The organism is Patescibacteria group bacterium, from assembly GCA_040387855.1.
Lineage (GTDB): Bacteria > Patescibacteriota > Minisyncoccia > Phycocordibacterales > JAKAEA01 > JAZKCY01.
Map to the genome: position 1 here is coordinate 67,797 of JAZKCY010000001.1, position 21,957 is coordinate 89,753.

At 37.9% G+C, this 21,957-nt stretch carries 23 protein-coding genes and 4 tRNA genes; 13 read left to right on the plus strand and 14 right to left on the minus strand.

Features of this window, described 5'->3' with window-relative positions:
* Nucleotides 1-1,020 (minus strand): hypothetical protein, encoded by a 1,020-nt coding sequence (locus V4519_00380; GenBank protein MES2436449.1) that lies wholly within the window; start codon nt 1,018-1,020, stop codon nt 1-3.
* Between the two features lie 92 nt (nt 1,021-1,112).
* Here V4519_00380 and V4519_00385 point away from each other — a divergent pair, with 92 nt between their 5' ends.
* On the plus strand, nt 1,113-2,225 hold the full coding sequence (locus V4519_00385) for a peptidoglycan-binding protein (protein MES2436450.1): 1,113 nt from the start codon (nt 1,113-1,115) through the stop codon (nt 2,223-2,225).
* Nucleotides 2,226-2,233: 8 nt separating this feature from the next.
* Nucleotides 2,234-2,623, plus strand: coding sequence for a hypothetical protein (locus tag V4519_00390; protein MES2436451.1), 390 nt, complete (start codon nt 2,234-2,236; stop codon nt 2,621-2,623).
* Here V4519_00390 and rsmA read toward each other — a convergent pair.
* The 3 genes from rsmA to V4519_00405 are packed head-to-tail and all read right to left on the minus strand — an operon-like array spanning nt 2,615 to nt 6,317.
* Nucleotides 2,615-3,403: a 16S rRNA (adenine(1518)-N(6)/adenine(1519)-N(6))-dimethyltransferase RsmA gene (gene rsmA, locus V4519_00395; GenBank protein ID MES2436452.1), complete on the minus strand. Its 789-nt coding sequence runs from the start codon at nt 3,401-3,403 to the stop codon at nt 2,615-2,617. The two genes, V4519_00390 and rsmA, sit on opposite strands and share 9 nt — an antisense overlap.
* A 1-nt stretch (nt 3,404) precedes the next feature.
* Entirely contained in the window at nt 3,405-5,354 is a 1,950-nt protein-coding gene (locus tag V4519_00400; protein MES2436453.1) for a UvrD-helicase domain-containing protein, read from the minus strand.
* Nucleotides 5,355-5,396: 42 nt separating this feature from the next.
* Nucleotides 5,397-6,317, minus strand: a complete 921-nt coding sequence (locus tag V4519_00405) for a hypothetical protein (protein ID MES2436454.1) — start codon at nt 6,315-6,317, stop codon at nt 5,397-5,399.
* Between the two features lie 241 nt (nt 6,318-6,558).
* Here V4519_00405 and V4519_00410 point away from each other — a divergent pair, with 241 nt between their 5' ends.
* The gene (locus V4519_00410; GenBank protein ID MES2436455.1) at nt 6,559-7,665 is read left to right on the plus strand and encodes a M23 family metallopeptidase; all 1,107 of its coding nucleotides are present in this window, start codon (nt 6,559-6,561) and stop codon (nt 7,663-7,665) included.
* A gap of 6 nt (nt 7,666-7,671) precedes the next feature.
* Here the strand turns inward: V4519_00410 and V4519_00415 are convergent, their stop codons facing one another.
* From V4519_00415 to rpsO, 5 genes are all read right to left on the minus strand, one after another.
* Nucleotides 7,672-9,231, minus strand: coding sequence for a YifB family Mg chelatase-like AAA ATPase (locus tag V4519_00415; GenBank protein MES2436456.1), 1,560 nt, complete (start codon nt 9,229-9,231; stop codon nt 7,672-7,674).
* A 71-nt stretch (nt 9,232-9,302) separates the two neighbouring features.
* Nucleotides 9,303-9,665, minus strand: coding sequence for a TraR/DksA C4-type zinc finger protein (locus tag V4519_00420; GenBank protein MES2436457.1), 363 nt, complete (start codon nt 9,663-9,665; stop codon nt 9,303-9,305).
* Between the two features lie 43 nt (nt 9,666-9,708).
* Nucleotides 9,709-10,734, minus strand: a complete 1,026-nt coding sequence (locus V4519_00425; GenBank protein MES2436458.1) for a hypothetical protein — start codon at nt 10,732-10,734, stop codon at nt 9,709-9,711.
* Between the two features lie 21 nt (nt 10,735-10,755).
* The gene (locus V4519_00430; GenBank protein ID MES2436459.1) at nt 10,756-11,394 is read right to left on the minus strand and encodes an NYN domain-containing protein; all 639 of its coding nucleotides are present in this window, start codon (nt 11,392-11,394) and stop codon (nt 10,756-10,758) included.
* A gap of 101 nt (nt 11,395-11,495) precedes the next feature.
* A complete protein-coding gene (gene rpsO / locus V4519_00435; protein MES2436460.1) occupies nt 11,496-11,768 on the minus strand; it encodes a 30S ribosomal protein S15 in 273 nt (90 codons plus the stop codon).
* A gap of 70 nt (nt 11,769-11,838) precedes the next feature.
* Between rpsO and xerA the strand changes: the two genes are divergently transcribed.
* Together xerA and V4519_00445 are read left to right on the plus strand one after the other, a co-directional pair.
* Complete coding sequence (xerA, locus tag V4519_00440; GenBank protein ID MES2436461.1) at nt 11,839-12,789, plus strand: site-specific tyrosine recombinase/integron integrase; 951 nt, start codon at nt 11,839-11,841, stop codon at nt 12,787-12,789.
* A gap of 305 nt (nt 12,790-13,094) precedes the next feature.
* Entirely contained in the window at nt 13,095-13,865 is a 771-nt protein-coding gene (locus tag V4519_00445) for an exodeoxyribonuclease III (protein ID MES2436462.1), read from the plus strand.
* A gap of 406 nt (nt 13,866-14,271) precedes the next feature.
* Here V4519_00445 and V4519_00450 read toward each other — a convergent pair whose 3' ends face one another.
* Entirely contained in the window at nt 14,272-15,753 is a 1,482-nt protein-coding gene (locus V4519_00450) for a CCA tRNA nucleotidyltransferase (protein MES2436463.1), read from the minus strand.
* A gap of 61 nt (nt 15,754-15,814) precedes the next feature.
* On the opposite strand from V4519_00450, the gene V4519_00455 reads away from it, so the two are divergent.
* The 6 genes from V4519_00455 to V4519_00480 all read left to right on the plus strand — a co-directional run bounded on the left by V4519_00455 (nt 15,815) and on the right by V4519_00480 (nt 17,291).
* Nucleotides 15,815-15,886: transfer RNA gene (locus V4519_00455), tRNA-Arg, on the plus strand.
* Between the two features lie 4 nt (nt 15,887-15,890).
* Nucleotides 15,891-15,961, plus strand: a tRNA-Gly gene (locus tag V4519_00460).
* A 354-nt stretch (nt 15,962-16,315) separates the two neighbouring features.
* Nucleotides 16,316-16,744: a YraN family protein gene (locus V4519_00465; protein MES2436464.1), complete on the plus strand. Its 429-nt coding sequence runs from the start codon at nt 16,316-16,318 to the stop codon at nt 16,742-16,744.
* 44 nt (nt 16,745-16,788) lie between these two features.
* A tRNA-Pro gene (locus V4519_00470) sits at nt 16,789-16,861 on the plus strand.
* A 6-nt stretch (nt 16,862-16,867) separates the two neighbouring features.
* Complete coding sequence (locus V4519_00475; GenBank protein ID MES2436465.1) at nt 16,868-17,194, plus strand: RNHCP domain-containing protein; 327 nt, start codon at nt 16,868-16,870, stop codon at nt 17,192-17,194.
* 26 nt (nt 17,195-17,220) lie between these two features.
* A tRNA-Gly gene (locus V4519_00480) sits at nt 17,221-17,291 on the plus strand.
* 82 nt (nt 17,292-17,373) lie between these two features.
* Here V4519_00480 and V4519_00485 read toward each other — a convergent pair.
* The 4 genes from V4519_00485 to clpP all read right to left on the minus strand — a co-directional run bounded on the left by V4519_00485 (nt 17,374) and on the right by clpP (nt 20,744).
* A complete protein-coding gene (locus tag V4519_00485; protein ID MES2436466.1) occupies nt 17,374-17,934 on the minus strand; it encodes a hypothetical protein in 561 nt (186 codons plus the stop codon).
* 102 nt (nt 17,935-18,036) lie between these two features.
* On the minus strand, nt 18,037-18,309 hold the full coding sequence (locus tag V4519_00490; protein MES2436467.1) for an HU family DNA-binding protein: 273 nt from the start codon (nt 18,307-18,309) through the stop codon (nt 18,037-18,039).
* A 109-nt stretch (nt 18,310-18,418) separates the two neighbouring features.
* Nucleotides 18,419-19,948 (minus strand): ribonuclease Y, encoded by a 1,530-nt coding sequence (gene rny, locus V4519_00495; protein MES2436468.1) that lies wholly within the window; start codon nt 19,946-19,948, stop codon nt 18,419-18,421.
* 220 nt (nt 19,949-20,168) lie between these two features.
* Nucleotides 20,169-20,744 carry an ATP-dependent Clp endopeptidase proteolytic subunit ClpP gene (gene clpP / locus V4519_00500; protein MES2436469.1) on the minus strand — a complete coding sequence of 192 codons (576 nt, stop codon included), beginning with the start codon at nt 20,742-20,744 and terminating at the stop codon, nt 20,169-20,171.
* A gap of 121 nt (nt 20,745-20,865) precedes the next feature.
* Between clpP and V4519_00505 the strand changes: the two genes are divergently transcribed.
* Nucleotides 20,866-21,609 (plus strand): RsmE family RNA methyltransferase, encoded by a 744-nt coding sequence (locus tag V4519_00505; GenBank protein ID MES2436470.1) that lies wholly within the window; start codon nt 20,866-20,868, stop codon nt 21,607-21,609.
* 25 nt (nt 21,610-21,634) lie between these two features.
* On the plus strand, nt 21,635-21,943 hold the full coding sequence (locus V4519_00510; protein MES2436471.1) for a hypothetical protein: 309 nt from the start codon (nt 21,635-21,637) through the stop codon (nt 21,941-21,943).
* Nucleotides 21,944-21,957: the final 14 nt, after the last annotated feature.

A 21,957-nucleotide genomic window follows, 5' to 3' on the forward strand; every position in this document is an offset into this window, starting at 1 on the left:
TTAATATAGTCCTAATGCCATTTGAAACCCAGGCTCATCTTGTCTATAGGTAACATTAAATTTTGTATATACTCCTTGCATCGATTTTAAAGAGACCTGAATTTGCTCCATAGTTTTAATATATGTTTGGATTCCGAATACTGAAGACACTGGATCAGTAAACATTTGCATAATGAGCTGATCAGAATAAACAGCATTTAAAAATCCATTCATGAGATCAACATGTAATGTACTCATACTATAAGGAACTGAAGTTGTCTTTAACTCTCGTATAATATTTTCGTATGAAGCAATGATTTTAGGGATCTTTTCTAAATATTCTGGACTCTGTGTATTTGAAGCCTGCCCAGCAAGGTAAAGTTCATTAATAATTATGTCCCCTTCCATTTGATTAATGCTGTTTTTCGCAAAAATACTTCCAATTGTATTTCCGTAATTTTTTATACTAGTGCTCGTATCATCAATAACTGCAATATTGTTTATTGTAAATCTCTGACCACCGCTTACAGATCCTTCATAAGTGGCTAGAACTTGTTGAATGAGTGCTGTTTGATCAGTTTCATTTACTTCGCCTGAAGTCTGTTTGAGTTTCATATATTGCTCAAAGAAGTCTCTACCAAATCTTGCTGTGATTGAGCTGTCGATTTCTCCAGATGCTGCTGTACTACTTGCTGTTGTGGTCGTGTTTGATATTGCTGTTGCAAGCTTGTCATCAGGCCCTGCAATCATTGGATCTCTTTGAGCTTTTACTTCTGCTCCGTCTGAAGTGCCGTCTCCATCGGTATCAGCAAGCTTTGGATTTGTTTTCCATAGTACCTCTTCCCAATCTTTTAGTGTGTCATTGTCTGTGTCATTTTCTAGAATTTGGTTTTTAATTACATTTGAAGTATCAGCAATGAGATTTGTGGGCTGACTTTCTAAATTAATTTTTGATGAATAGATAGCAGCAAAAGCAATACTCCCAACGGCGATGCCGCAGGCTCCAAATAATGTTATTACCTTTTTTGATGGCAGTACCAAAGTGATATTATTATGCCTTATCATTATAGCAGGCTTCGCTTCCAACTTTATACCTCAGCTTGGGGATAAATAGAGTGTGTTATACTTTTTCTATGATAAAAAAAGTTGGGATATTTCTTTTTGCTGCCACCACTGTATTTATTTTTTCTAAAAGTGTGTCAGCCTATGTTTTTTCACAAACCTTAAAAGTCGGACAAACACATCCTGATGTTAAGGAATTACAAAAGATTCTTAATCAAGATCCACAAACACGAATAAGCAGTACTGGAGTTGGTTCTTCAGGACAAGAAACTACTTATTTTGGCCAAATGACCTTCCAAGCAGTGATAAAATTTCAGAATAAGTATGCTTCAGAGGTACTTTTGCCTGCTGGCTTAACAAAAGGTACTGGCTTTGTGGGTGCTGCAACAATAAAAAAGCTTAATTCATTAAGCGCTGGTGGACAAACCACTACAGTTACTAGTCAAAATGGCTTAAATCAACAATCAATTGATCCACTTGCAGCCTTTTATGTTCCCTACGCTGAACGAATCAATATATATGCTACTGATTATAAGTTTGATGAAGTCAAAAAAACTGTTATTTCTAGGGTTAATAATGCAATTAGTACTGGTAAAAACCCTGATTTAAGCGATATTGTAAATAAACCAGCTTCTGCTATGGGTGAAGTTTTCCTTCAGGGGGCTTCTTCTGCTGTCGTTAGTGTGGGTGGAACCCTCACCCTTAATGGAACAGGATTTACCTCAAATAACACTCTATATATAGGAGATACCTATGCCGTTAAGAATGTGGCTTCAAATGGAGGTATTCTAAACATAAAAGTCCCTCCAGTTCCCTTTGGCAGATATGATATCGCTATAAGAAATAGTAAGGGATTAAGTAATACGGGAGTTATTGTTGTTACAAACGACGGTAAAAGCCATGTAAAAATAGATTCTATTGAGCCTGCAAAGATTTCCTATGGGCAAACTCTTACGTTAAAAGGCTCTGGTTTTACATCATCAAATGACGTTATTACTATTCATGGTATTCAAAAAGGAGTGGTTTCTTCAGATGGCACCACGATTTCATTTGCTTTTACCCCTGAAAACATGAGAGAAATTGCAAAATATAGCAGAAACCAAACAGATATGTCGGTTCCTATCACTATTGTGAATGCGAATGGTGTATTTGTTCACCCTTCTGGTTTTAGATTAAGTTACTAAATATGAATATGAAAATCATTAAAAAAAACATACTCCTAACTGTTGGCCTTATAATTGCTCTTTTTTTCTCAGTCGCACCTTTAGCTAATGCACAAGGTATGTATTACGGTGGATTTCATACAGTGTTTTTGCCCTGTACATCAACAAGTAATATGTGGTATTTAGTAATTCCTTTTTATTTACAAGGTACAGGAGGAGTTCCAACCGGAGCAACAATTACAACCACAAACTACTCAGGATTGACTAGATATGCTAACTTTTTTATTCATTCTGGTAACTGGTCAACGGGAAGATTAGCAAGCAATTCATCACAGTGTCAGATTTATCTTGTATATACAACTATAACTATCCCAAATATGTATACCTTTGATGAGTCTACGATTGGAACATCACCGTAGAATCTCAGTAAGTTTCTTCCAAGCTAAAAGCCCGACGTCCTCAGCGCGGGCTTTTTCATTGATTCCAGCGCTTATAAGGGCATTACTAATGTCTTTTTCAGGAAAAGCTGTGTGTAAATTACCAGCGAGCATTTTTCTCTTGTGAGCAAAACCTGCTTTAATAACAGTAAAAAATTCTTCTTCTGTAATAGTATTGAAAAAGTCTCGTGAAATACTATCTATTAAAAGAATAGCAGAATCTACTTTAGGTTGTGGTGAAAAATATTTTGCAGCTACTTTACCAATGTACTTTGGGGTTCCATAGGCTTTTACGCTAAGCGATAAAATACTTTCTTTTTCATCTCGAGCTACTATTCGCTGCGCAACTTCCTTTTGGACGAGTAAAACCATAAGTGATGGTTGATAGTGGGTCTCCAAAAACTTCCTAAAAATAATTCCAGTTAAATAGTACGGAATATTTGCTACAAGTTTGTAGTATTGCCCATCAGCTTTTAAATATGCTGGATCAAACTCTAGAATGTCTTGTTCATGTATTTCTAACTTTTTTTGCTCATAAGCTTCTTTGAATTCTTCCTTAAGATATGGAATAAGCCGAGTGTCTTTTTCTATAGCGATAACTTTTCCAGCATGCTCAATAAGTAATTTCGTAAGAGCCCCCTTCCCTGGTCCTATTTCTAATATTACATCTGTATTTTCAATGCGTGCAGCTTGAATAATTTCTCTAAGCGCTCCTTGCGATTTAAGAAAATTCTGTCCAAGTGATTTTTTTGCTGGAATCATGTTAATCGAAATAAACGGTCTTCAGCGCTCTGCGATTCTCTCCCTTGCGTGTTTCTGGTTCGGTGAGCTCGTCATCAAGTTCCATAACAAACTCTGACGGGATGTTCATCTGCTTAGATCCGAAAATGGTTCGCATACCAGCATAACTTAAATACAATTTTTTGCGAGCTCGGGTGAGCGCTACGTAGTAAAGGCGCCGTTCTTCTTCTGTGTCTATCTTGCTATCGTCTTGGCCCATTCTTCGATGTGGAAACAAGTTTTCTTCAAGGCCAGCAATAAAAACATAGTCAAATTCAAGGCCTTTTGATGCATGAACAGTCATGAGTTTAATGGCACTTTGATCTTTAATGAGTGTGTCTTGATCACTTGCAAGTGCTGCATCTGCAAGGAGTTGATCAATTCCCTCTTCGATAGAAACCTCATCATACTTTGTTGCGAGTGTTACAAGTTCTTTAATGTTTTCTAAACGTTCTACATCTTCTTCAAGTTTACTTGCCTTTAACATGTCTTCTATTCCAGAAACTCTGATTATAAACTTCATTGTTTCACTTGGTTTTTTTTCACTTGCTGCCTGGCGGATTTCATCGAGCACACTATAAAAACTTTCAATTTTTGCTTTTGTTGCTGCAGGCAAGCTATCTTTTTGCCCAGCAAAAAGTTTGACCAAAGTGACTTTTCCTAAGCCTCGAGCTGGAACATTAATGATTCTTTTTAAGTCAGATAATCCTTCTGGATTAAGGGCCGCTCGCAAGTATGAAAGCACATCTTTAACTTCTTTTCGCTCAAAGAATTTAACTCCAAGAACTTGATAAGGAAGTGAATTATGAAGTAGTGCTTCTTCTAATGCTCGAGACTGAAAGTTTGCTCTATAGAGGATAGCGATCTCTCGAGGATCAATTCCTTTTTGAATAAGTTGGGCTGCCTTTTCAGCTACAAAGTCTGCTTCATCCGATTCATCATACCCACTATAAATACCAATCGGATCCCCTGCTCCATTTTGAGTGAAAAGGTTCTTCTTTCTTCGATTTTTATTTTTCTCAATAACTTTATTTGCAGCATTAAGAATAGTTTGGGTAGATCGATAGTTCTGTTCAAGGAGCACTACTTTTGCTTCTGGGTAATCTGCTTCGAAGTTTAAAATATTTTTAAGATCTGCACCTCGCCATGAGTAAATCATTTGATCTATATCACCCACAACACAAATATTTCTGCTTTTAGCTGAAAGAAGCTGAGCAATAGTGTATTGCACTTTGTTTGTATCTTGGTACTCATCGATGTGAATATACTTCCAGATACTTTGATAGTGCTCGAGTACTTCTTTATTATTTTTTAATAGAAGAACAGTCTTAAGAAGCAGATCATCAAAATCCAATGCTTTTTCTTTTAATAGGATTGCCTCATAACGTTTCCATACATCAGATACAATTCGGAGGAAGTATTGATTCCCGGCTTTGCCACTAAAGCTTTCAGCTGTCTCCAGATCTCCTTTAGCCTTTGAAATGGCATTCATAACCTTCGCAGGTTCAAATTGCTTGGGATCATACCCAGCACCTTCCAATGCCTCCTTTATGGCTCGTTTTGCGTCATTCTTATCAAATATTGCAAAGTGACGTGGCAAACCAATGTGTTTAGCATTCTCTTTTAATATATGAACACCTAATGAGTGAAAGGTACTAAGAAATGGTTTGTCATGGAATGAGAGAGGCAAATTTAATTCTTTATCTTCATGAAGGAGTTTCTCAACGCGTTCTTTCATTTCTTTTGCTGCTTTATTTGTGAATGTAATTGCTAAAATATCTCGTGGTGAAACTCCTTGTTTAATTAAGTGAAGAATTCGAAAAGTAACAGTTTTTGTTTTCCCTGCTCCCGCTCCAGCAAGAATAAGAAGCGGCCCATCCTTGTGAATTGCCGCTTCTCGTTGTTCGGTATTAAGACCATCTAAATAATTCATGTAGAAACTATATCACTCATAAAACCAAAAACAAAAAACCGCCTATTCGAGCGGTTTGTTGTTGGCATTTTTTTTGTTTTTTGGGTGTGTCGGATCTCGCTTTATGATTTCAAATGCTTTTTTGCTGAGGAATCCTCGTAGTATGGTTCTTAAAATAGAAGTTTTGGGAGGAACTTCTATTTGCTGAAATACTGGAGCTGTGGAACTACCTCGAGCTTCGGGTAACGGCATATGTTCCCCATTATTTCCTTCTTCTGCTTTTTCCCCGACAAATAATTCATCTACCTTTTGATCAAGTGTACTACTTGATTCATGAGATTTTAATGCTTCTAGTTTTTCAACGAGGGTATCTTTTAATCTAACTTGGCTGTCCCGCTGTTTTATTATAGTCTCTATTTTAGCCTTATATGCTGCAACTCTTGCTGTTTCATATGCAGGTAGAGCGAGAAATTTTTGTTCTAACAATGCTCGCTCTGCTTCTAATGCGTGAATGGTTTCAGAAATTGAAACTACTTCTGCAGCAATTGACTCTGGAGTGTTTCCTACAAAATCATTTTCTTTAAAAATATGAAAATCTGAATCCGTGTTGAGAACTGGATCGAGTTGTGTTCTCAATGCTTCAATTCTTTCAGTGAGTGATGGTCCTTTTTGAGTAGATGCAATTTCTAGTGCTGGTTTTGGAAATTGTTGTTTTTTAAACAAGAGTTTTTCAGTGACAATTGGTTCAATAGCTTGCTCAATTACAGTGTGACTTTTTTTAGATCGTGTTTTGCGAGCAGTAATTCCATCCATTGTTCTGTGTGAAGAATGTGGATGATTGATTTTTCTTTTTTCTGTGCGTTCTTTTTTGTGGTGCCCTTCTGGTTGAACATCTTGATTTTCAAAATCAACTTCTTCGTAGCCAAAAACATCACGATCACTATCCACATAAGCAGTTCCAAAAAAATCTCGGCGTTCTGACATCTCTAAATCGTACCACGAGTACCCAAGCTCGACCTGTGGATAGCTGGTTGACTTCCCATCTGTATAGTCTATAGTTACTCCAGGCGCAATTTCTGCGCTCAACCTCCCGAACTCTGAGCTCGAATTATGGCTAATTAAAGCCATTTATCAGCAACTACCGAATTCTACCCTTAATTTTAGGCTTATTTTACAGACCCCACAGGATCCTGGCCAAGCTAGACCAAAATCTACGATTGCCCAGGTGACAAAGTTTGCTGTTATTGGATTACTTGTATCCAGATTGGCCCTTCCATCGATGATGATTGGCGTATCAGGAACAGCAGAAGCAAGTATCATTTCAGCGATGTCAGGTGTATTTGGTACCCAAGTTCAGGCCGCTGATGATGGCTTAACACCAAATTCTCAGAAAATGTCTCTATTAGAGGCACCTATGAACCCAACTGTTTCAACAACGGTAGATTCTTCTGTTGCCTTAATTGATGATAACGCTCTTGTTTCTCAGCCGGAAATTTTGACTAAAGCTGAGGTTTCTAGCCCTGTTATTCCAGAAAACAATAGTATTACCACCTATACAGTTAAGTCTGGTGATACAGTGAGTGGAATAGCTAAAAAGTTTAACATTTCAGTAAATACTGTAATTTGGGCGAATAGTCTTAAGAAAGATAGTATGCTCACTGTTGGTAAAACGCTCGTAATATTACCTATTTCAGGAGTTAAGCATGTTGTTAAAAAGGGAGATAACCTACAATCTATTGCGTTACAGTATAAGGGAAATCTCCAGGAAGTATTAGCATATAATGATCTTGCAGTAGATGATTCCCTTAAGATTGGTGAAGTAATCGTCGTTCCCGATGGTGAAATTACATCAAAGGCTGCATCAACATTAGCTGCTAATACAACAAAGACTCCTGCTAAGACCTCTGTTGCTAAGAAAGTTGCCTCTGTTGCTATTGGTGTTGGTATTGCTAGTGCTGATAATGCTCCATCTAGTGGATATTATACTCGTCCTATTAAGGCCGGAGTGCGAACCCAGGGATTACATGGTAATAACGGAGTTGATCTTGCTGACTCATGTGGTACTTCATTATATGCTGCTGCTGCTGGAACAGTCGTTATTGCAAAGGAAAATGGTGCATACAATGGTGGATACGGAAATTATGTCGTACTAAGTCATTCAAACGGCAGTCAAACACTCTATGCCCATATGCAAACTGTTGCAATTGGTGAAGGTTCACAAGTTACTAAAGGACAGTATATTGGAACTGTGGGTGCAACTGGAAAAGTGTATGGTGCTACTGGATGTCATGTTCACTTTGAAGTTCGAAACGGACCGAGTAATCCATTTTAATAATTCTCAGTAATTTTTCTTAGGTCTATACTGAAATGCTTCTAAAACCGCTTCGTGATCAACGGCGGTTTTTTCGTGTAAATCTGCAATGGTACGAGCCAGTTTCATCATTCGATGATGAGCTCGTCCGGACAAATGTAATCGTTCTGATGAGTTGTTAAGAATTGCTTTTGCTTCAGGGGTTAGATCAACATATTTACCAATATCACGAGCACTCATTTCGCTGTTCATCTTTATGGAACGAGAATGATTTTTGAATCGTTCAGCTTGGATAGTCCGGGCACGTTTCACTCGCTCTTTTATAATTTCAGTGGGTACATTTGTTGATACTGATTCACTGAGTGCAGAATGATTGATTACAGAAACCTCAGTCCACATATCAACTCGATCAATTATCGGTCCTGATATTTTACGTTGATAGCGTGCAAGTACATAAGGAGTACATATGCATTCTTTGTGTTTAATTCCATAATTTCCACAAGGACATGGATTCATGGCGATAATTAGAATTGCTTGTGCAGGAAATGTATTAGTTCCACGCGCTCGAGAGATTGTTACCACTCGTTCCTCAAGTGGTTGACGAAGCGCATCAATAACTTTACGATCAAATTCTGGAAATTCATCCATGAAAAGTACTCCTCTATGAGCCAAAGTTATTTCACCGGGTTTTGGAACAGATCCACCTCCGACAATAGAAATATAGGAAGCAGTATGATGTGGTGCCCGAAATGGAGGATGAAATATAATGTCTTCCTTTAGTATTCCAGCAACTGAATGTATAGAAGTTACTTCAAGCATTTCTTCAAATGTAAGATTGGGTAGGATGTGTCTAAAAGCTCGAGCAAGCATAGTCTTCCCTGTCCCTGGGGGTCCAAACATAGCGATATTGTGTCCCCCTGCAGCTGCTATCTCAAGCGCTCGCTTTGCTCCTTCTTGACCCTGTACATCAGCAAAATCTATATCACATATGAATTGTTGTTCCGAAAGAATAGTTGGTTCTTGGGCTTTAAGTTGAACTTCTTCTAATAGGTGTATATCTTTTTTTCTTTTCGAACAGATATGATTAATAATATCTTTGATATGTTCAACTCCATATATAGTTATTCCTGAAATTAACGCTGCTTCACGTGCATTAGCTTTGGGTAAATAGACATCTGTAAAGCCTTGTGCTTTCGCCTCTCTGACCAAAGGTAAGACCCCAGGAATTGCTCGTAACTGACCATCCAATGATAACTCTCCTAGAAATAACTTTCTCTCTGCATCAAATCGAATATCATCACATGCTAATAAATATGCTAAAGCCATTGGAACATCAAAACTAGGACCTTCTTTTTTTATATCAGCAGGAGCAAGTGAAATTACTACTTTTTGATTTTTGCTTTTGGGAGAGTCAAAACCTGAATTTTTAATTGCAGCCGCGATACGATCTCTTGATTCTTCAACCGCTTTATCTGGTAATCCCACTACAGTAAAAGAATGTAACCCCTTGGAAAGGTCTACCTCAATTGAAATAACTGTCGCTTTAATTAAACTTGCTTGAGCACTATACACTTTTGCAAAACTCATATGTATAGACTACTTTATTTAGTATAAAGAAATAATAAAACCTCTAATTTTTTAGAGGTTTTACTTCATATTTATTTCATGTGGGCAATGCACGTTTTTGCTGCAGGATTTGCTTCAAGTCGAGCTTCTTCAATTTCTTTACTGCACTCTTCACAAATTCCGTATGTATTGTTTTCGATTTTAGAAAGAGCACTGTCTATTTCCATTAATCGTTGATCGAGAGAATTTACCATGCCATTATTATTTTCGTAGGATTCAATTCGGTCTGCAACTTCATTGGGATCAGCTCGTAATGTGTCCATATCTGCAGGCCGTGCCTCCCAATCATCTTGATTTTGTGTGTTTTTAACAACACCGATACTTTTTAATTCTTCAAGAACTAACGTTTTTTCTTTTTGAAGCTTGTCTTTAAAGAAATGTATATCATTTTTCATAGTATATATCGTAACAATCTAATAAATTGGTGCAATGTTTAATCTACCGTACCAACTGATACGTAGAAAGACGGCTAAATATTTCTTTTAATGCGTCCTCATCAGTAGTAAGTACTAATGTATTTTGATCAGAAAATGAATACATAAGTAAAGGCGTTCCATTCATGTCTTTAAGTATTCGGACGTCTTTATTTCGTATATCAATATCTTGAAATGATTCACCCCCAAAGGTTGTTGTTGTAGAATTAAAAAGTGAAAGATACGGGTTTAAATCATCAAACATTGATGCTTCCCACTGTATCATGCTTGCAAAAGCTGTTTGATAAGAATTAACTTTAAATACTATATAAGCTTTATCTCCATCTGCTTCGTGATACATTCCTGAGCTATAGAGCGGTTGTATGGTTCTAATAAGTGAATCGGGTAAACGTGCAGATACTAATGCTGCAAATCGAGGACCATTTATTGGAATTGAAGGTTCGACTGTGTCTGTGCTTGGAATAGTAGTTGATGCCGTAAGGAATTTTAATCGAACTAACGTATTTAGAGCCGCGCCTGCTTGAATTCCCTCTCGTTGCAATGCATCTGGAATTTGATCATTAGATTGTAAAACAATACTTTGTGTTGATTCAGTTGAAAAAAGTAATTCTTCTGTATAGGGTACTACTACTTCTGCTTTAAGAAATACATGAATAATAGTATAGACGGTTACAGCCATACCACTTCCAATCATGAGGATAATACTTAAAATAAGTAGAAAGGCATTGCGTTTTGGATCTGTATAGGTGGGCTGAACAGCTTCTTTCTGTTTTTCTGCGACAGCTATCTTAACAACAGTTGCTCCTTGTTTACGTACTGCTTCTGCTACATCACTTTGATATGTGCGTAAATTTTGTAGTTCTGCAGGCTTATGAAGTGTATCAATAGAATCTTGAATTGTAGGTTTAGGTAGAGGAACATCTGCTTCGTTAGCAGCGTTAAAAGATTTAAGAACATTTGTGTCAGCATCAATTGTTGGGTAAAGAGGTTTACCTGCAATTCCATTTGCATTCAATGGTTCTTCATTCATGTCACCTATACTATATCACAACTATTTTGCTTCAGGTGGTATTGTGTCCTCAGGTTGTGTTGATTCTACAACTTCTTTAAGTGTTGCCTTAGACGTATTCTGATTCTTATTTTGCTGGCGAGGAATTTTAAATCTTCTTTCGTTGCGAGCAGCTGGACCAATGAGATATCTGCGCACGTTCTCAGAAAGATCAATAAATTCATCTGCGACTTCTTTTAATCGTTGAGAAGATGATTGTCCAAATGATACAACTTCTACCTGACAACCTTGGTTTATTTTTAGGTATTCTACCAATGGTACAAAATCGCCGTCTCCTGATACTAGAATAATAGTATCAAGCTTTGGAGCCATTTTAATTGCATCTACAGCGAGTCCTACATCCCAATCTGCTTTTTTTGCACCTCCAAAAAATATTTGAAGGTCTTTAGTTCGGGTTTCAATCCCCATTTTACTTAATGCATCAAAAAAGTTTCGCTCATCCCCTGCTTCAGTTGATATAACATACGCCATCGCTCGGATAAGTGATCGTCCTGCTAACGTATCTTTCAGAATTTGGCCAAAGTTAACTCGAGCTTGATAAAGATTTTTTGCACTGTGATAGAGATTTTGTGCATCGATAAATACACCAACGCGTTGCTCTTTGTGTTTAATAACTGTCATAAATATATAAAAATGATAAGTACCGTCTGTTTATAAAAATGTCACTTCAAACTTGTATTAAAAATACAAGAGCGTGACCATATGATCACGCTCTTAGTATATTACGCTTTCTTCTTTAAGTTAAGCTTTTTGGTGATTGCACCGTATCGCTTAGCATCTTTCTTTTGAAGATAGTTGAGATGTGACGCTCGATCGGCAACCATTTGGAGGAGTCCTCGTCGTGAATGCTTATCTTTTGCATGTGTCTTGAGGTGATCGGTAAGTTCCTCAATTCGCTTAGTCAAAATGGAAATCTGGACCTCAGGAGATCCTGTATCTGTGGCGTGTACGGCCATATCCTTGATGATTTTCTGCTTTTTGGTCTTGGTTAACATGATTAGGAATAATAGCATAAAGCCATGAAAAATGCAAGCCTCTAGCACTATTTTCTGATATACTAGACCCATGACACTTTCTGAGTTAAAAACTCAATTTCTTGAATACACTGAGATAGAAAAGGGCCGTAGTTTAAAGACGGTTCGCAATTATGACTTCTATTTAACTACGTTTTTAAGCCATACTAAGCTCACTAATCCTAAAGATATTACTGATTCTGTACTTCACAACTATAGATTGTGGCTTAACCGCAAGCCTTCAGGTACAAAAGAGTCAGGAGTTCAGGGTAAATCAGAAACTCTCAAAAAGAAGACACAAAATTACTATTTGATAGCGTTACGTGCATTCTTAAAGTACTTAGTTCGTATGGGCGTTCCCTCTTTGCAGCCAGAACGTATAGACTTAGCCAAAGTACCAGAACGAAGCATTGATATTATTTCTCATGAGGAACTTGAACGTTTATTAAATGCTCCTGCCGCAGTTACGATAGAAAAACCTGAAGATGAACTCAGGGCATTGCGAGATAAAGCCATATTAGAGCTATTTTTTTCAACTGGTCTTCGAGTTTCAGAGCTATGTTCCCTTTCAAATGATCTCGATATATCAAAAGATGAGTTTTCTATTCGAGGTAAAGGTGAAAAGATACGAGTCGTCTTTATTTCTACTGAAGCAAGGGCTTCACTTAAGGCTTATTTAGCTAAACGCACCGATATGGATGATGCATTATTCATTCAAGTTGGTAAAAATGCTAAAAATGCTGAATCTTTGCGATTAACACCACGTTCCATAGAACGTATCATCAAACAGTACGCAATAATGGCAGGAATTTCCAAAAAAGTTACACCGCACGTTATTCGTCACAGCTTTGCTACAGATTTGCTCTCCAATGGCGCAGATTTACGTTCAGTACAGGCGTTACTTGGCCATGCTCATATTGGAACCACTCAGATCTATACCCACGTAACTGACAAACATTTAAAAGATATCCATAAGAAGTTTCATTCAGGGAATAAGAGTTAAAGCTTAGATGATTACTAGCTAAGATTTTTTACGAGATTTACCAAGATTTCTTGAAGCAATTTGGGTGAAACAATATGCCAAAGTTTTCGTTTGCCCTTAACCTCATAGTGCACTAAACCACGTTTTTTAAGGGTTTTTAATGACGAATATATTGTCATTCTAGGTATTCCACTGTTTTTAGCTATATCTGAGATTTGAGCATGTGGGTTGGATTTCAGAAATATAAGCAGTTGCACTTCTTTTCGAGAAAGCATCAAAAAATCGACTATTGTTTGATTAATAGGAAATGACATATAATGCCGAGTATGAACTTTATCTCATGGAACGTCAACGGGATCCGAGCAGTACATAAAAAGGGTAATTTTAAGTGGATTATTGATCAGGATGCTGATTTTTTCTGTTTACAAGAAGTAAAAGCAGAGCGAGATCAACTTATTGATGAAATTCAGAATATTAAAGGATATTACTCATATTTTGATCATTCAAAGGGCCGAAAGGGCTATAGTGGCGTGGCTATATATACTAAACATGAGCCTCTAAAAATAGAATTGGGAATGAATATCCCTGAACTCGATCAAGAAGGGCGCATGATTGGCTTATATTACAAAGATTTTGTGTTGTTCAACGTCTATTTTCCTAACGGTGGCGGTGGACCCGTGCGATTAGACTTTAAATTAAAATTTTACGATGCTTTCCTCAATCATATACAGTCTATTAGGAAGACGGGCAAAAAGATTGTTTTTTGCGGTGACATTAATACGGCTCATGAAGCCATTGATCTTGCTCGTCCTAAGGAAAATGAAGAGAACACCGGGTTCTTACCGGAAGAACGCGCATGGCTCGATGAGGTAGTTAATGCAGGATATGTTGATGTATATCGACATTTTTATCCTACTAAAACAGGTGCTTATACGTATTGGGATCAAAAGTCTGCAGCACGAGAACGAAATGTGGGATGGCGAATTGATTACTTTTTTGTCTCACAAGAACTCCTGAAAGATGTGAAATCAATAAAGATTCATAGCGAAATTCGAGGGTCCGATCATTGTCCTCTCGAAATGGAGCTTAAGAAATAAGGGTAAAGCGAGCTCATGTGTTGACATGAGCTCGCTTTCGTTTTGTGTGTGGTGTAATATTGTTGACACTTTTTATGGTAGTGATATGATCATACCAGGTCAATAGTCAGTGCATCACTCAATGAGTGTTGACGGATTAGTCAGTTTCCCAGTCGTAGCGGAGTAAGATTAGAGAGTTGTTCGGCTCATTATGCCAGACCCCCTCAATCTTCACTTCCTCCTCGGAAACCTAACCAATCCTTCAACTCCATCGCTTGATCACCCTAAAGAAATCGAATCCTCGTCGCCGCTATCTAGCAGCAACGAGGATTCTTCATATCTGGATATGTTGTTATCATATATTCAAACAAAAAAGAGCTCAGAATGTTATTCCTAGCTCTTTTTTGTTGCTTCTCTTTTAAATTCACTATTCTACATGATATTTCTTTCTGATTTCCCCCACTTTCTCTTCTTCTACCTGTTCTTGGATTTGTTTCCCCTTCTCACCTAATGCTTTAAGCTCTTCTTCTGGAAGCTTAATAAGCTCTCCTGCTCTCATTTCTAAGTATTCAGCCGTATTTAGCTTTGGATCTTCCAATACTTCTTCTAAAAGCGCATGGAGTGTATACCCTATCTTACGTCCTGGTGTTTCACGAGTAACCTCCATAATCCTCTTCCCGTCTATCTTAAGCATGCCTACAGATATTGGATCCCGCATGACTTCCTCAATCATTGCCTGGTATTTACGTAATCTATAAGGATTCTCCTTAGGTCTCCCCGTCCCTATCCGATCTGCTACTCGTACGTTCATAAGATCCCAAACATTCTCCTTCCCTACGTTTGCCACCATTCTTCGTACGGCGGAGTGAGTAATTGTCTCAGTATCTGAGAAAAACATGTGCCATCTAACAAGTTTCACCACTTTTTCTATAAGTTTCTGTGGAAACTTGAGATCCATGAGGATTCTCTTGGCAATTCGTGCCCCCACTACCTCGTGCCCGTAAAACGTCCATTTCGACTCCCCTGGTCTCCTTGTGTCTGGTTTGCCTATATCATGCAACAGTGAGGCTAATCGGACGTCGAGAGGCCATTTTTTATCTGCACTCAACTGTAATGAACGGATTAAATGTTCCCACACGTTATACTTATGTACACCTCCCTGCTCTATTCCAATACTTTTTTCAAATTCCGGAGATATAAACCGTAGAACATTATACTTTTGAGCAAGTTCCATCCCCCGCTGTGGATAATCAGACATAATCATCTTTGAGAATTCATCTCGTACTCGTTCTTTAGATATATGGATCAATAAGTCAGAGTTATCCACAAGTGCCTTTTCTGTATCGGACTCAATAGTAAAATTCAATTCACATGAAAGTCGGATAGCCCGCAAGATACGCAAAGCATCTTCCTGGAATCGGTCATGTGGATTACCAACAGTACGTAGAATTCCGTCCTTTAAATCAGTCTGTCCTTTATAAAGGTCAATAATATGTCCGTTAGAAGGATCTAAGGCTATAGCGTTAATAGTGAAGTCACGTCTTTTAAGGTCGTCCTTTATATCTTTGCTGAAAGTTATGCTGTCTGGACGTCGCACGTCTGTATACTTTGTCTCTAATCTATATGGGGTGACTTCTATGACTTTGACTGTTTCGTCTACCTTATCCCCTTCTGTCTTTACACCAACTGTCCCATAAGCGTTTTCATAAAACGTCTCTGAAAAAAGTCCTATAATTTCTTCTGGAGTTGCATTAGTTGTAATATCCCAATCTTTTGGCTTTCTGTTGATAAGTAGATCTCTAATACATCCTCCAACCAAATATGCTTCAAAATTTGCCTTTTGAAGCGTCGTTGCTACAGCTTGAACTTCCGTTGGGATTTTCTCAATAAGTGAGGTTTGTAGGGACATTATGGTTGTATAGTAAGATATCTTTTGATTTTTTGCTAATAATCCGTATGATGTAGTAATTGCACTCGTGGTGAAATGGATATCACAACGGTCTTCGGAACCGTTATTGGGGGTTCGAATCCCTCCGAGTGCACATTGCGGGCATGGTTTAGTGGTAGAACACGTCCTTGCCAAGGATGAGACGGGAGTTCGATTCTCCCTGCCCGCACCCTAGCCCGTGTCTAAAGATTAAAGCCGAGTGTACTACTCGGCTTTGTCTTTATCAAGTCCCTTAGTTTTTAAGAGTTATATACAGTTAGCCGTAGTTACCCTCAAAACTGTGGATAACTATGTGGATATGTGTATAAAAGACAATGTCATATAGATGAGTCAATATGGCTTTTACTCAAAAATATGGCCTTGTATGGCCACAATTATCAGACACTGTCTATAATAGATGACTTAGAGAGTTATACACACATACACACAATATGTTTCACGTGAAACAGTCTATATTGGTTATTCATGAAACCTTTATCTAAACTAGAGCTAGTTTTCATGTACATCAAATTATAGTTGTTTCATGAATAACGATGATGTGGAGTCAAAAGCAGATACAAGAACCAATAAACGCATAATTGGGGATAGTGGTGAAGACATTGTGTGTACGTTTCTTATGAAACAGGGATTTAAGATACTTGATCGTAACTATTTAAAACCATATGGGGAATTGGATATTGTGGGTAGTAAGGACGGAAAGTATCATTTTATTGAGGTAAAAACAGTTTCATGTGAAATGGATAGCTTTGTTACACGTAGAACATCAGATAGATATCGACCTGAAGATAATGTTCACGCATGGAAACTACGTAAGTTGGGTAGGGTTATTCAGGCTTATTTGTTACACAAGAAACTTTTTGATGCGGATTGGCAGTTTGATGTAGCTCTTGTTTACTTAGACTCAAAGACAGGGAAGTCTGTAATCGAAATGCTTGAGGATATTATTCTATAAGTCTTTTGATAAAAATACTGTTATATGCTAGTCTGTATGAACATCGGAGCGTGGTGTAACGGCTAACATTCCTGTTTTGGGAACAGGCGACTCCGGGTTCGAATCCCGGCGCTCCGACATTGTATGTCTGCTAAGTTTCAGAAAAAAGTAGAAGACTTTACCTGTGAACATTGTGGTAAAGAGGTTAACGGCAATGGTTTTACGAATCATTGTCCTTCTTGTTTGTGGAGTAAACATGTGGATAATAACCCGGGAGATAGGGGAGCAGAGTGTCAGGGTATGATGCAGCCCATCTACTGTGTTCAAGAAAAAGACTTGTTTATCCTTACCAGTAAGTGTGTTGTGTGTGGCCTTGAAAAGCGAAATAGGCTTACATCTCAGGATAATGTTGATGTTGCCTTTGAAATTGTAGAGAAGGCTAATAGAAAGCTTCTAGGCCTTGATAAATAGGGAAGATCTGCTATAGTAATTGCATTGCGGGATTAGTTAAATGGTATAACAACAGTTTTCCAAACTGTGGTCAGGAGTTCGATTCCCCTATCCCGCACTCGACAAGCTCGTGCTAAAGCACAAAACAAAAGACTCACTAATTAGTGAGTCTTTTGTTATTCATGAAACGTTATTCTTTGTTAAACTTGAGGGGGAAGTGATGTTTTACGTGTAACAGCGTTTCCAATTACTGCTGCTAGAGCAATGAGGACAATAATGGCTACCATATAGATCCATGGATTTTTAGGGCCAGAAATATAGTGCCAGATATGGCGGTGAACGAAACCAATTGAGAGTGCACCCCACCATCCAAGCTGAGAAATAGTAGAAGCAAGGCCAGTTTTAAATACTAAATTAGGCGGAAGATCATTAACATCTCCTAGTCTGTCGGTCGCTTTCTTAATAAAGTGTAAGAATATTCCGTTTAAGCCAAGCATTGCTACAAAGAAGAGCTTTATCCATGTAAGGTTATCTATGAAGCCTTTAAGTGTAATAAGACCAATACCAGAGAGAACGAGACCAACCCAGCCAATCCAGATAAGTCTTTGAGTGACTTCAGCAATCTGAGCAACAGTTTTTAAAGGAAGTTTTTTCAACATCCATAGTACTCCACTAAAATCAATTGCAATAACAGCACCAAACCCTGTAATCAAAGAAACAATATGTATAAAAAGAAAAACAAAAAATACTGGTGTATCCATAATGAAATAGTATAGCAGAGATATTTATTTAAATAAAAACAAATAACAAAAAACCCCTGAGCGTAGTCGAGGGGTTTTTTGTTGTGAAAATAAGATGGAGTCTTATTTTACAGCGTCCTTAAGAGCCTTTGCTGCTCGGAACTTAGGAACTCGCATTGCTGGTACATCTACCATCTCTCCAGTTCGAGGATTTCGAGCCTTTCGAGCCTGTCGCTGCTTTGCTGAGAAGATTCCCAAACCTGCGATTGAAACTTCTTCACCCTTCTTTAGAGAACCTACGATAGCTTCAATCATTGTTTCAACTGCCTGCTCTGCCTGAACCTTTGTTCCTCCAAGCTTTGCGTGTACTGCATCTACGATACTTGCTTTATTCATTGTAATAATTATTACGTTTCTAATTACCGATGCGACCCTGATATGTTCTATATTATATAATATGGCTTATAATAAGGATAGCTCTGAAAAAACTATAAAATATAACTTGCTATCTGGCAAATTCGATGACGCGGGTCTCTCGAATGACTGTTACTTTAATTTCTCCGGGATATTTTAGTTCGTTTTCAATTCGTTGTGCGATCTCTCGTGCGATAGTTTTAGATTCCAAATCATTAACATCTTGAGGAGTGATAAATACCCTTATTTCTCGGCCTGCTTGGAGAGCATAGGCTTTTTCAACTCCCTTAAATGAATTAGCAATTCCTTCAAGATCTTCTAATCTCTTAAGATAATTTTCAACAGTATCACGTCGTGCACCTGGACGTGATCCAGAAATAGCATCTGCGACCTGCACAATAACTGATTCAACCGTTTCATATGGATATTCTCCATGGTGTGCTTGCATTGCTTTAATGATTTCTTCTTGTGCACCAAACTTTTGAAGTATTCGGCGACCAATTTCAACATGTGTTCCTTGAACTTCGTGATCAACAGCCTTACCTATGTCATGTAGCAGTGCGCCGGCTTTGGCGATTGAAACATTCGCACCAAGTTCTTCAGCAATCATTCCGGCAATATGGGCCATTTCAATTGAGTGGGCGAGAACATTTTGTCCGTAACTTGTTCTAAAATGGAGGCGACCTACAATATGTACAATTCGTGGATCTAAATTGAAGATTCCACATTCATATACTGCCTGTTCACCCTTTTCTTTAATAACTTTATTAATTTCATTCTTTGCTTTTTCAACCATTTCTTCTATTTTTGCAGGTTGAATACGGCCATCAGCAATAAGATAATCAAGGGCAACACGAGCAATTTGTCGTCGGACAGGATTAAATGATGAAATAGTAATTGCACCAGGAGTATCATCAATAATGATTTCTACACCAGTTGCACGTTCGAAAGCTTTAATATTTCGGCCTTCTTTACCAATAATCTTACCTTTGATTTCATCATTAGGAATTGGCACGCTTGTTGCCATAACATCTGATGACATTGAATTACCAAGGCGCTGTATAGCAGTGGTTAAGATTTCTTGGGCACGTTTTTCAAGAGTTTCTTGGCCCTGCATCTCTAATTTCTGCATTCGTACCAAAATATCTTCTTCATATTTCTTTTCTACAATGACCGTTATGGCGGATCGGGCTTCTCCTTCAGTCATTCGTGCTACATGCTCAAGTTCCCGATGCTTTTGTGCCTCGAGATTGTCTGCTTTTTCCTTAATAGCCTTAATTTCAGCTATCTTTTGCTTTAATACTTCAACTTCCTGATCAATATCAACCTGTCTGTTATCTAAAAGTTCTTCTTTTTTAATCAGACGGTCCTCAGTTTTCTTCAGTTTATCTTCTTTTTCCTTTATTTCTGCGCGTACTTCTCGTAAGGTATCGATTGATTTTTTCTCAGCATCAGCAGTAATTCTCTTTGATTCTTCTTGAGCATCTGAGAGAATTCGCTTGATTTCGGATTCAACTGAACCCTTTTTACTAAGAGCTATAGCCAATCGCAGGAAATAACCCCCTACGAGTCCAATGCATCCGATCGCAATCGAAAGCATAAGCGCTAATTGTAATGACATTGTTTCACAGTGGTCTCACCGCAAGCTGTATCTTTATGCGTCTGTTAGTCTGAGTTCAGTAAAGAAAGGAATAGAGGGGTTCAGCACGCAGAAGGCAATCAACAGCAAGGCCACCAATTAATATTTACTAATGATTTTATCATACAAGAGATCTAGCTTTTTGTCGAGAATAGGCTTTTTTATACAAAAACCCATACAGTAAATCTGTATGGGTTTTGATTTAGATGATTTTGTCGATAATACCGTATTTCTTGGCTTCTTCTGCATCCATGAAGTAATCTCGTTCAACGTCTCTCTCAATTCGGGCAACTGTTTGACCAGTATTCTTTGCCATAATTTGATTGAGTCTCTCTCGAGTCTTTAAGATTTGCTTTGCTGTTACTTCAATATCTGATGCTCGGCCTTCTGCTCCTCCTGATGGCTGGTGAATCATGATCTCAGAGTTGGGAAGGGCAAATCGCTTGCCTTTAGTACCAGCTGAGAGCAAAAGTGCTCCTGCAGATGCTGCAATACCAATACATACGGTAGAAACATCAGGCTTGATGTGATTCATTGTATCAAGCATTGCGAGTGCTGCAGTTACAGATCCTCCGGGAGAGTTTATATAAAGAGAAATGTCTTTCTTTGAATCTTCTGACTGAAGGAAGAGCAACTGAGCAACCACGATGTTTGCTACAGTGTCATCAATAGGACCACCAAGGAAAATAATTCGTTCTTTTAATAAACGTGAATAAATATCGTATGCTCGTTCTCCATTGGGAGACTTTTCAATAACTGTTGGAATTAAATAGCTCATATGTGTATATTATAACCGAATTGGTATATTAGTAAATACTTATATATCGTAACTGAATGGGCTTAGTATATGAAAGCGAAAGGTGAAATGCAAATTTAGTTGTTTCTGGTAGTATGTCCTTATGAAACTCCAAAGATTCTTTATTGAAGAGCAGCTCCGAAATAAAAAAGACATTACCCTTTATGACGATGATTTGATTCATCAGCTCAAGGACGTTTTTCGATTGCGGGTAGGGGATCAAATAATGCTGTTGGACAATTCTGGTTTTGAATATTTGGCAGAAGTTGTGCTATTGGCCAGAGGAAAGGGAGAAATCAAGATTATTGATCAATCAGCTGCAATAAATGTACCTAAAGAAGAGGTGTGGCTTTTTGCATCGCTTATAAAGAAGGATAATTATGAATGGATTTTGGAAAAGTGTACTGAGCTTGGAGTTTCACATTTTGTCCCAATTGTTTCAGACAGGACTGAAAAGAAAGACTTAAATAGTGAACGAGCACAGAAAATTATTAAAGAGGCATCTGAGCAGTCAGAGCGTGGAGTTATGCCTGTCTTATATGATGTGCACACGCTTGAACAAACACTGGAAAAGTATGCAGGTACATTTCCTATCTATGCTTTTCATATCGGACAAGAATTCCCAAAGTTTAATTATTCTGAAATTAAAAATAAGCATGCAGATAGAAATGCATCACTCAAGCTTCCTGAAGAACCGATTGGGATTTTTGTTGGACCAGAAGGCGGATGGACTGAAAAAGAAGTAGAACTATTTAAACAACATTCAGTGCAAATTTATTCTTTAGGGAATCAAGTGTTGCGCGCAGAGACTGCGGCTATAGCAATAAGTTCATTGGTTTTGCTATAATGTCTCTAAGCTAATTAAAAATACTATGTCAGAAAAGATTCCAGAATCGAATATACTTAGATTACCAGAAGATGATGAAGTCATTCGATCACTCTATAATTTAATTGGAAGTAAAATTCATGGCCGGGAAGATTTACGTACTTCTCAGGAAAAAGTAACTGAGGCTGCATATATGACAGCAATAGCAGAGGAATTAGTGGCATCAAAAACAGTCGACTATCAGGCTCTCTTAGAGGAATTGAAAAATAGAAATGGTGGAGAGTCTAATACAATGAATTTTGATAGAGCATTTGCGACTGTGAAAGAAATAGTTGAAAACGAAGAGTTAATATAATACATAACAAATAA

Coding starts and splice junctions, on each gene's coding strand:
- V4519_00385 (MES2436450.1), top strand. CDS start 1,113: ATGATAAAAAAAGTTGGGATATTTCTTTTTGCTGCCACCACTGTATTT.
- V4519_00390 (MES2436451.1), top strand. CDS start 2,234: ATGAAAATCATTAAAAAAAACATACTCCTAACTGTTGGCCTTATAATT.
- rsmA (MES2436452.1), bottom strand. CDS start 3,403: ATGATTCCAGCAAAAAAATCACTTGGACAGAATTTTCTTAAATCGCAA.
- V4519_00400 (MES2436453.1), bottom strand. CDS start 5,354: ATGAATTATTTAGATGGTCTTAATACCGAACAACGAGAAGCGGCAATT.
- V4519_00405 (MES2436454.1), bottom strand. CDS start 6,317: ATGTCAGAACGCCGAGATTTTTTTGGAACTGCTTATGTGGATAGTGAT.
- V4519_00415 (MES2436456.1), bottom strand. CDS start 9,231: ATGAGTTTTGCAAAAGTGTATAGTGCTCAAGCAAGTTTAATTAAAGCG.
- V4519_00420 (MES2436457.1), bottom strand. CDS start 9,665: ATGAAAAATGATATACATTTCTTTAAAGACAAGCTTCAAAAAGAAAAA.
- V4519_00425 (MES2436458.1), bottom strand. CDS start 10,734: ATGAATGAAGAACCATTGAATGCAAATGGAATTGCAGGTAAACCTCTT.
- V4519_00430 (MES2436459.1), bottom strand. CDS start 11,394: ATGACAGTTATTAAACACAAAGAGCAACGCGTTGGTGTATTTATCGAT.
- rpsO (MES2436460.1), bottom strand. CDS start 11,768: ATGTTAACCAAGACCAAAAAGCAGAAAATCATCAAGGATATGGCCGTA.
- xerA (MES2436461.1), top strand. CDS start 11,839: ATGACACTTTCTGAGTTAAAAACTCAATTTCTTGAATACACTGAGATA.
- V4519_00445 (MES2436462.1), top strand. CDS start 13,095: ATGAACTTTATCTCATGGAACGTCAACGGGATCCGAGCAGTACATAAA.
- V4519_00450 (MES2436463.1), bottom strand. CDS start 15,753: ATGTCCCTACAAACCTCACTTATTGAGAAAATCCCAACGGAAGTTCAA.
- V4519_00465 (MES2436464.1), top strand. CDS start 16,316: ATGAATAACGATGATGTGGAGTCAAAAGCAGATACAAGAACCAATAAA.
- V4519_00475 (MES2436465.1), top strand. CDS start 16,868: ATGTCTGCTAAGTTTCAGAAAAAAGTAGAAGACTTTACCTGTGAACAT.
- V4519_00485 (MES2436466.1), bottom strand. CDS start 17,934: ATGGATACACCAGTATTTTTTGTTTTTCTTTTTATACATATTGTTTCT.
- V4519_00490 (MES2436467.1), bottom strand. CDS start 18,309: ATGAATAAAGCAAGTATCGTAGATGCAGTACACGCAAAGCTTGGAGGA.
- rny (MES2436468.1), bottom strand. CDS start 19,948: ATGTCATTACAATTAGCGCTTATGCTTTCGATTGCGATCGGATGCATT.
- clpP (MES2436469.1), bottom strand. CDS start 20,744: ATGAGCTATTTAATTCCAACAGTTATTGAAAAGTCTCCCAATGGAGAA.
- V4519_00505 (MES2436470.1), top strand. CDS start 20,866: ATGAAACTCCAAAGATTCTTTATTGAAGAGCAGCTCCGAAATAAAAAA.
- V4519_00510 (MES2436471.1), top strand. CDS start 21,635: ATGTCAGAAAAGATTCCAGAATCGAATATACTTAGATTACCAGAAGAT.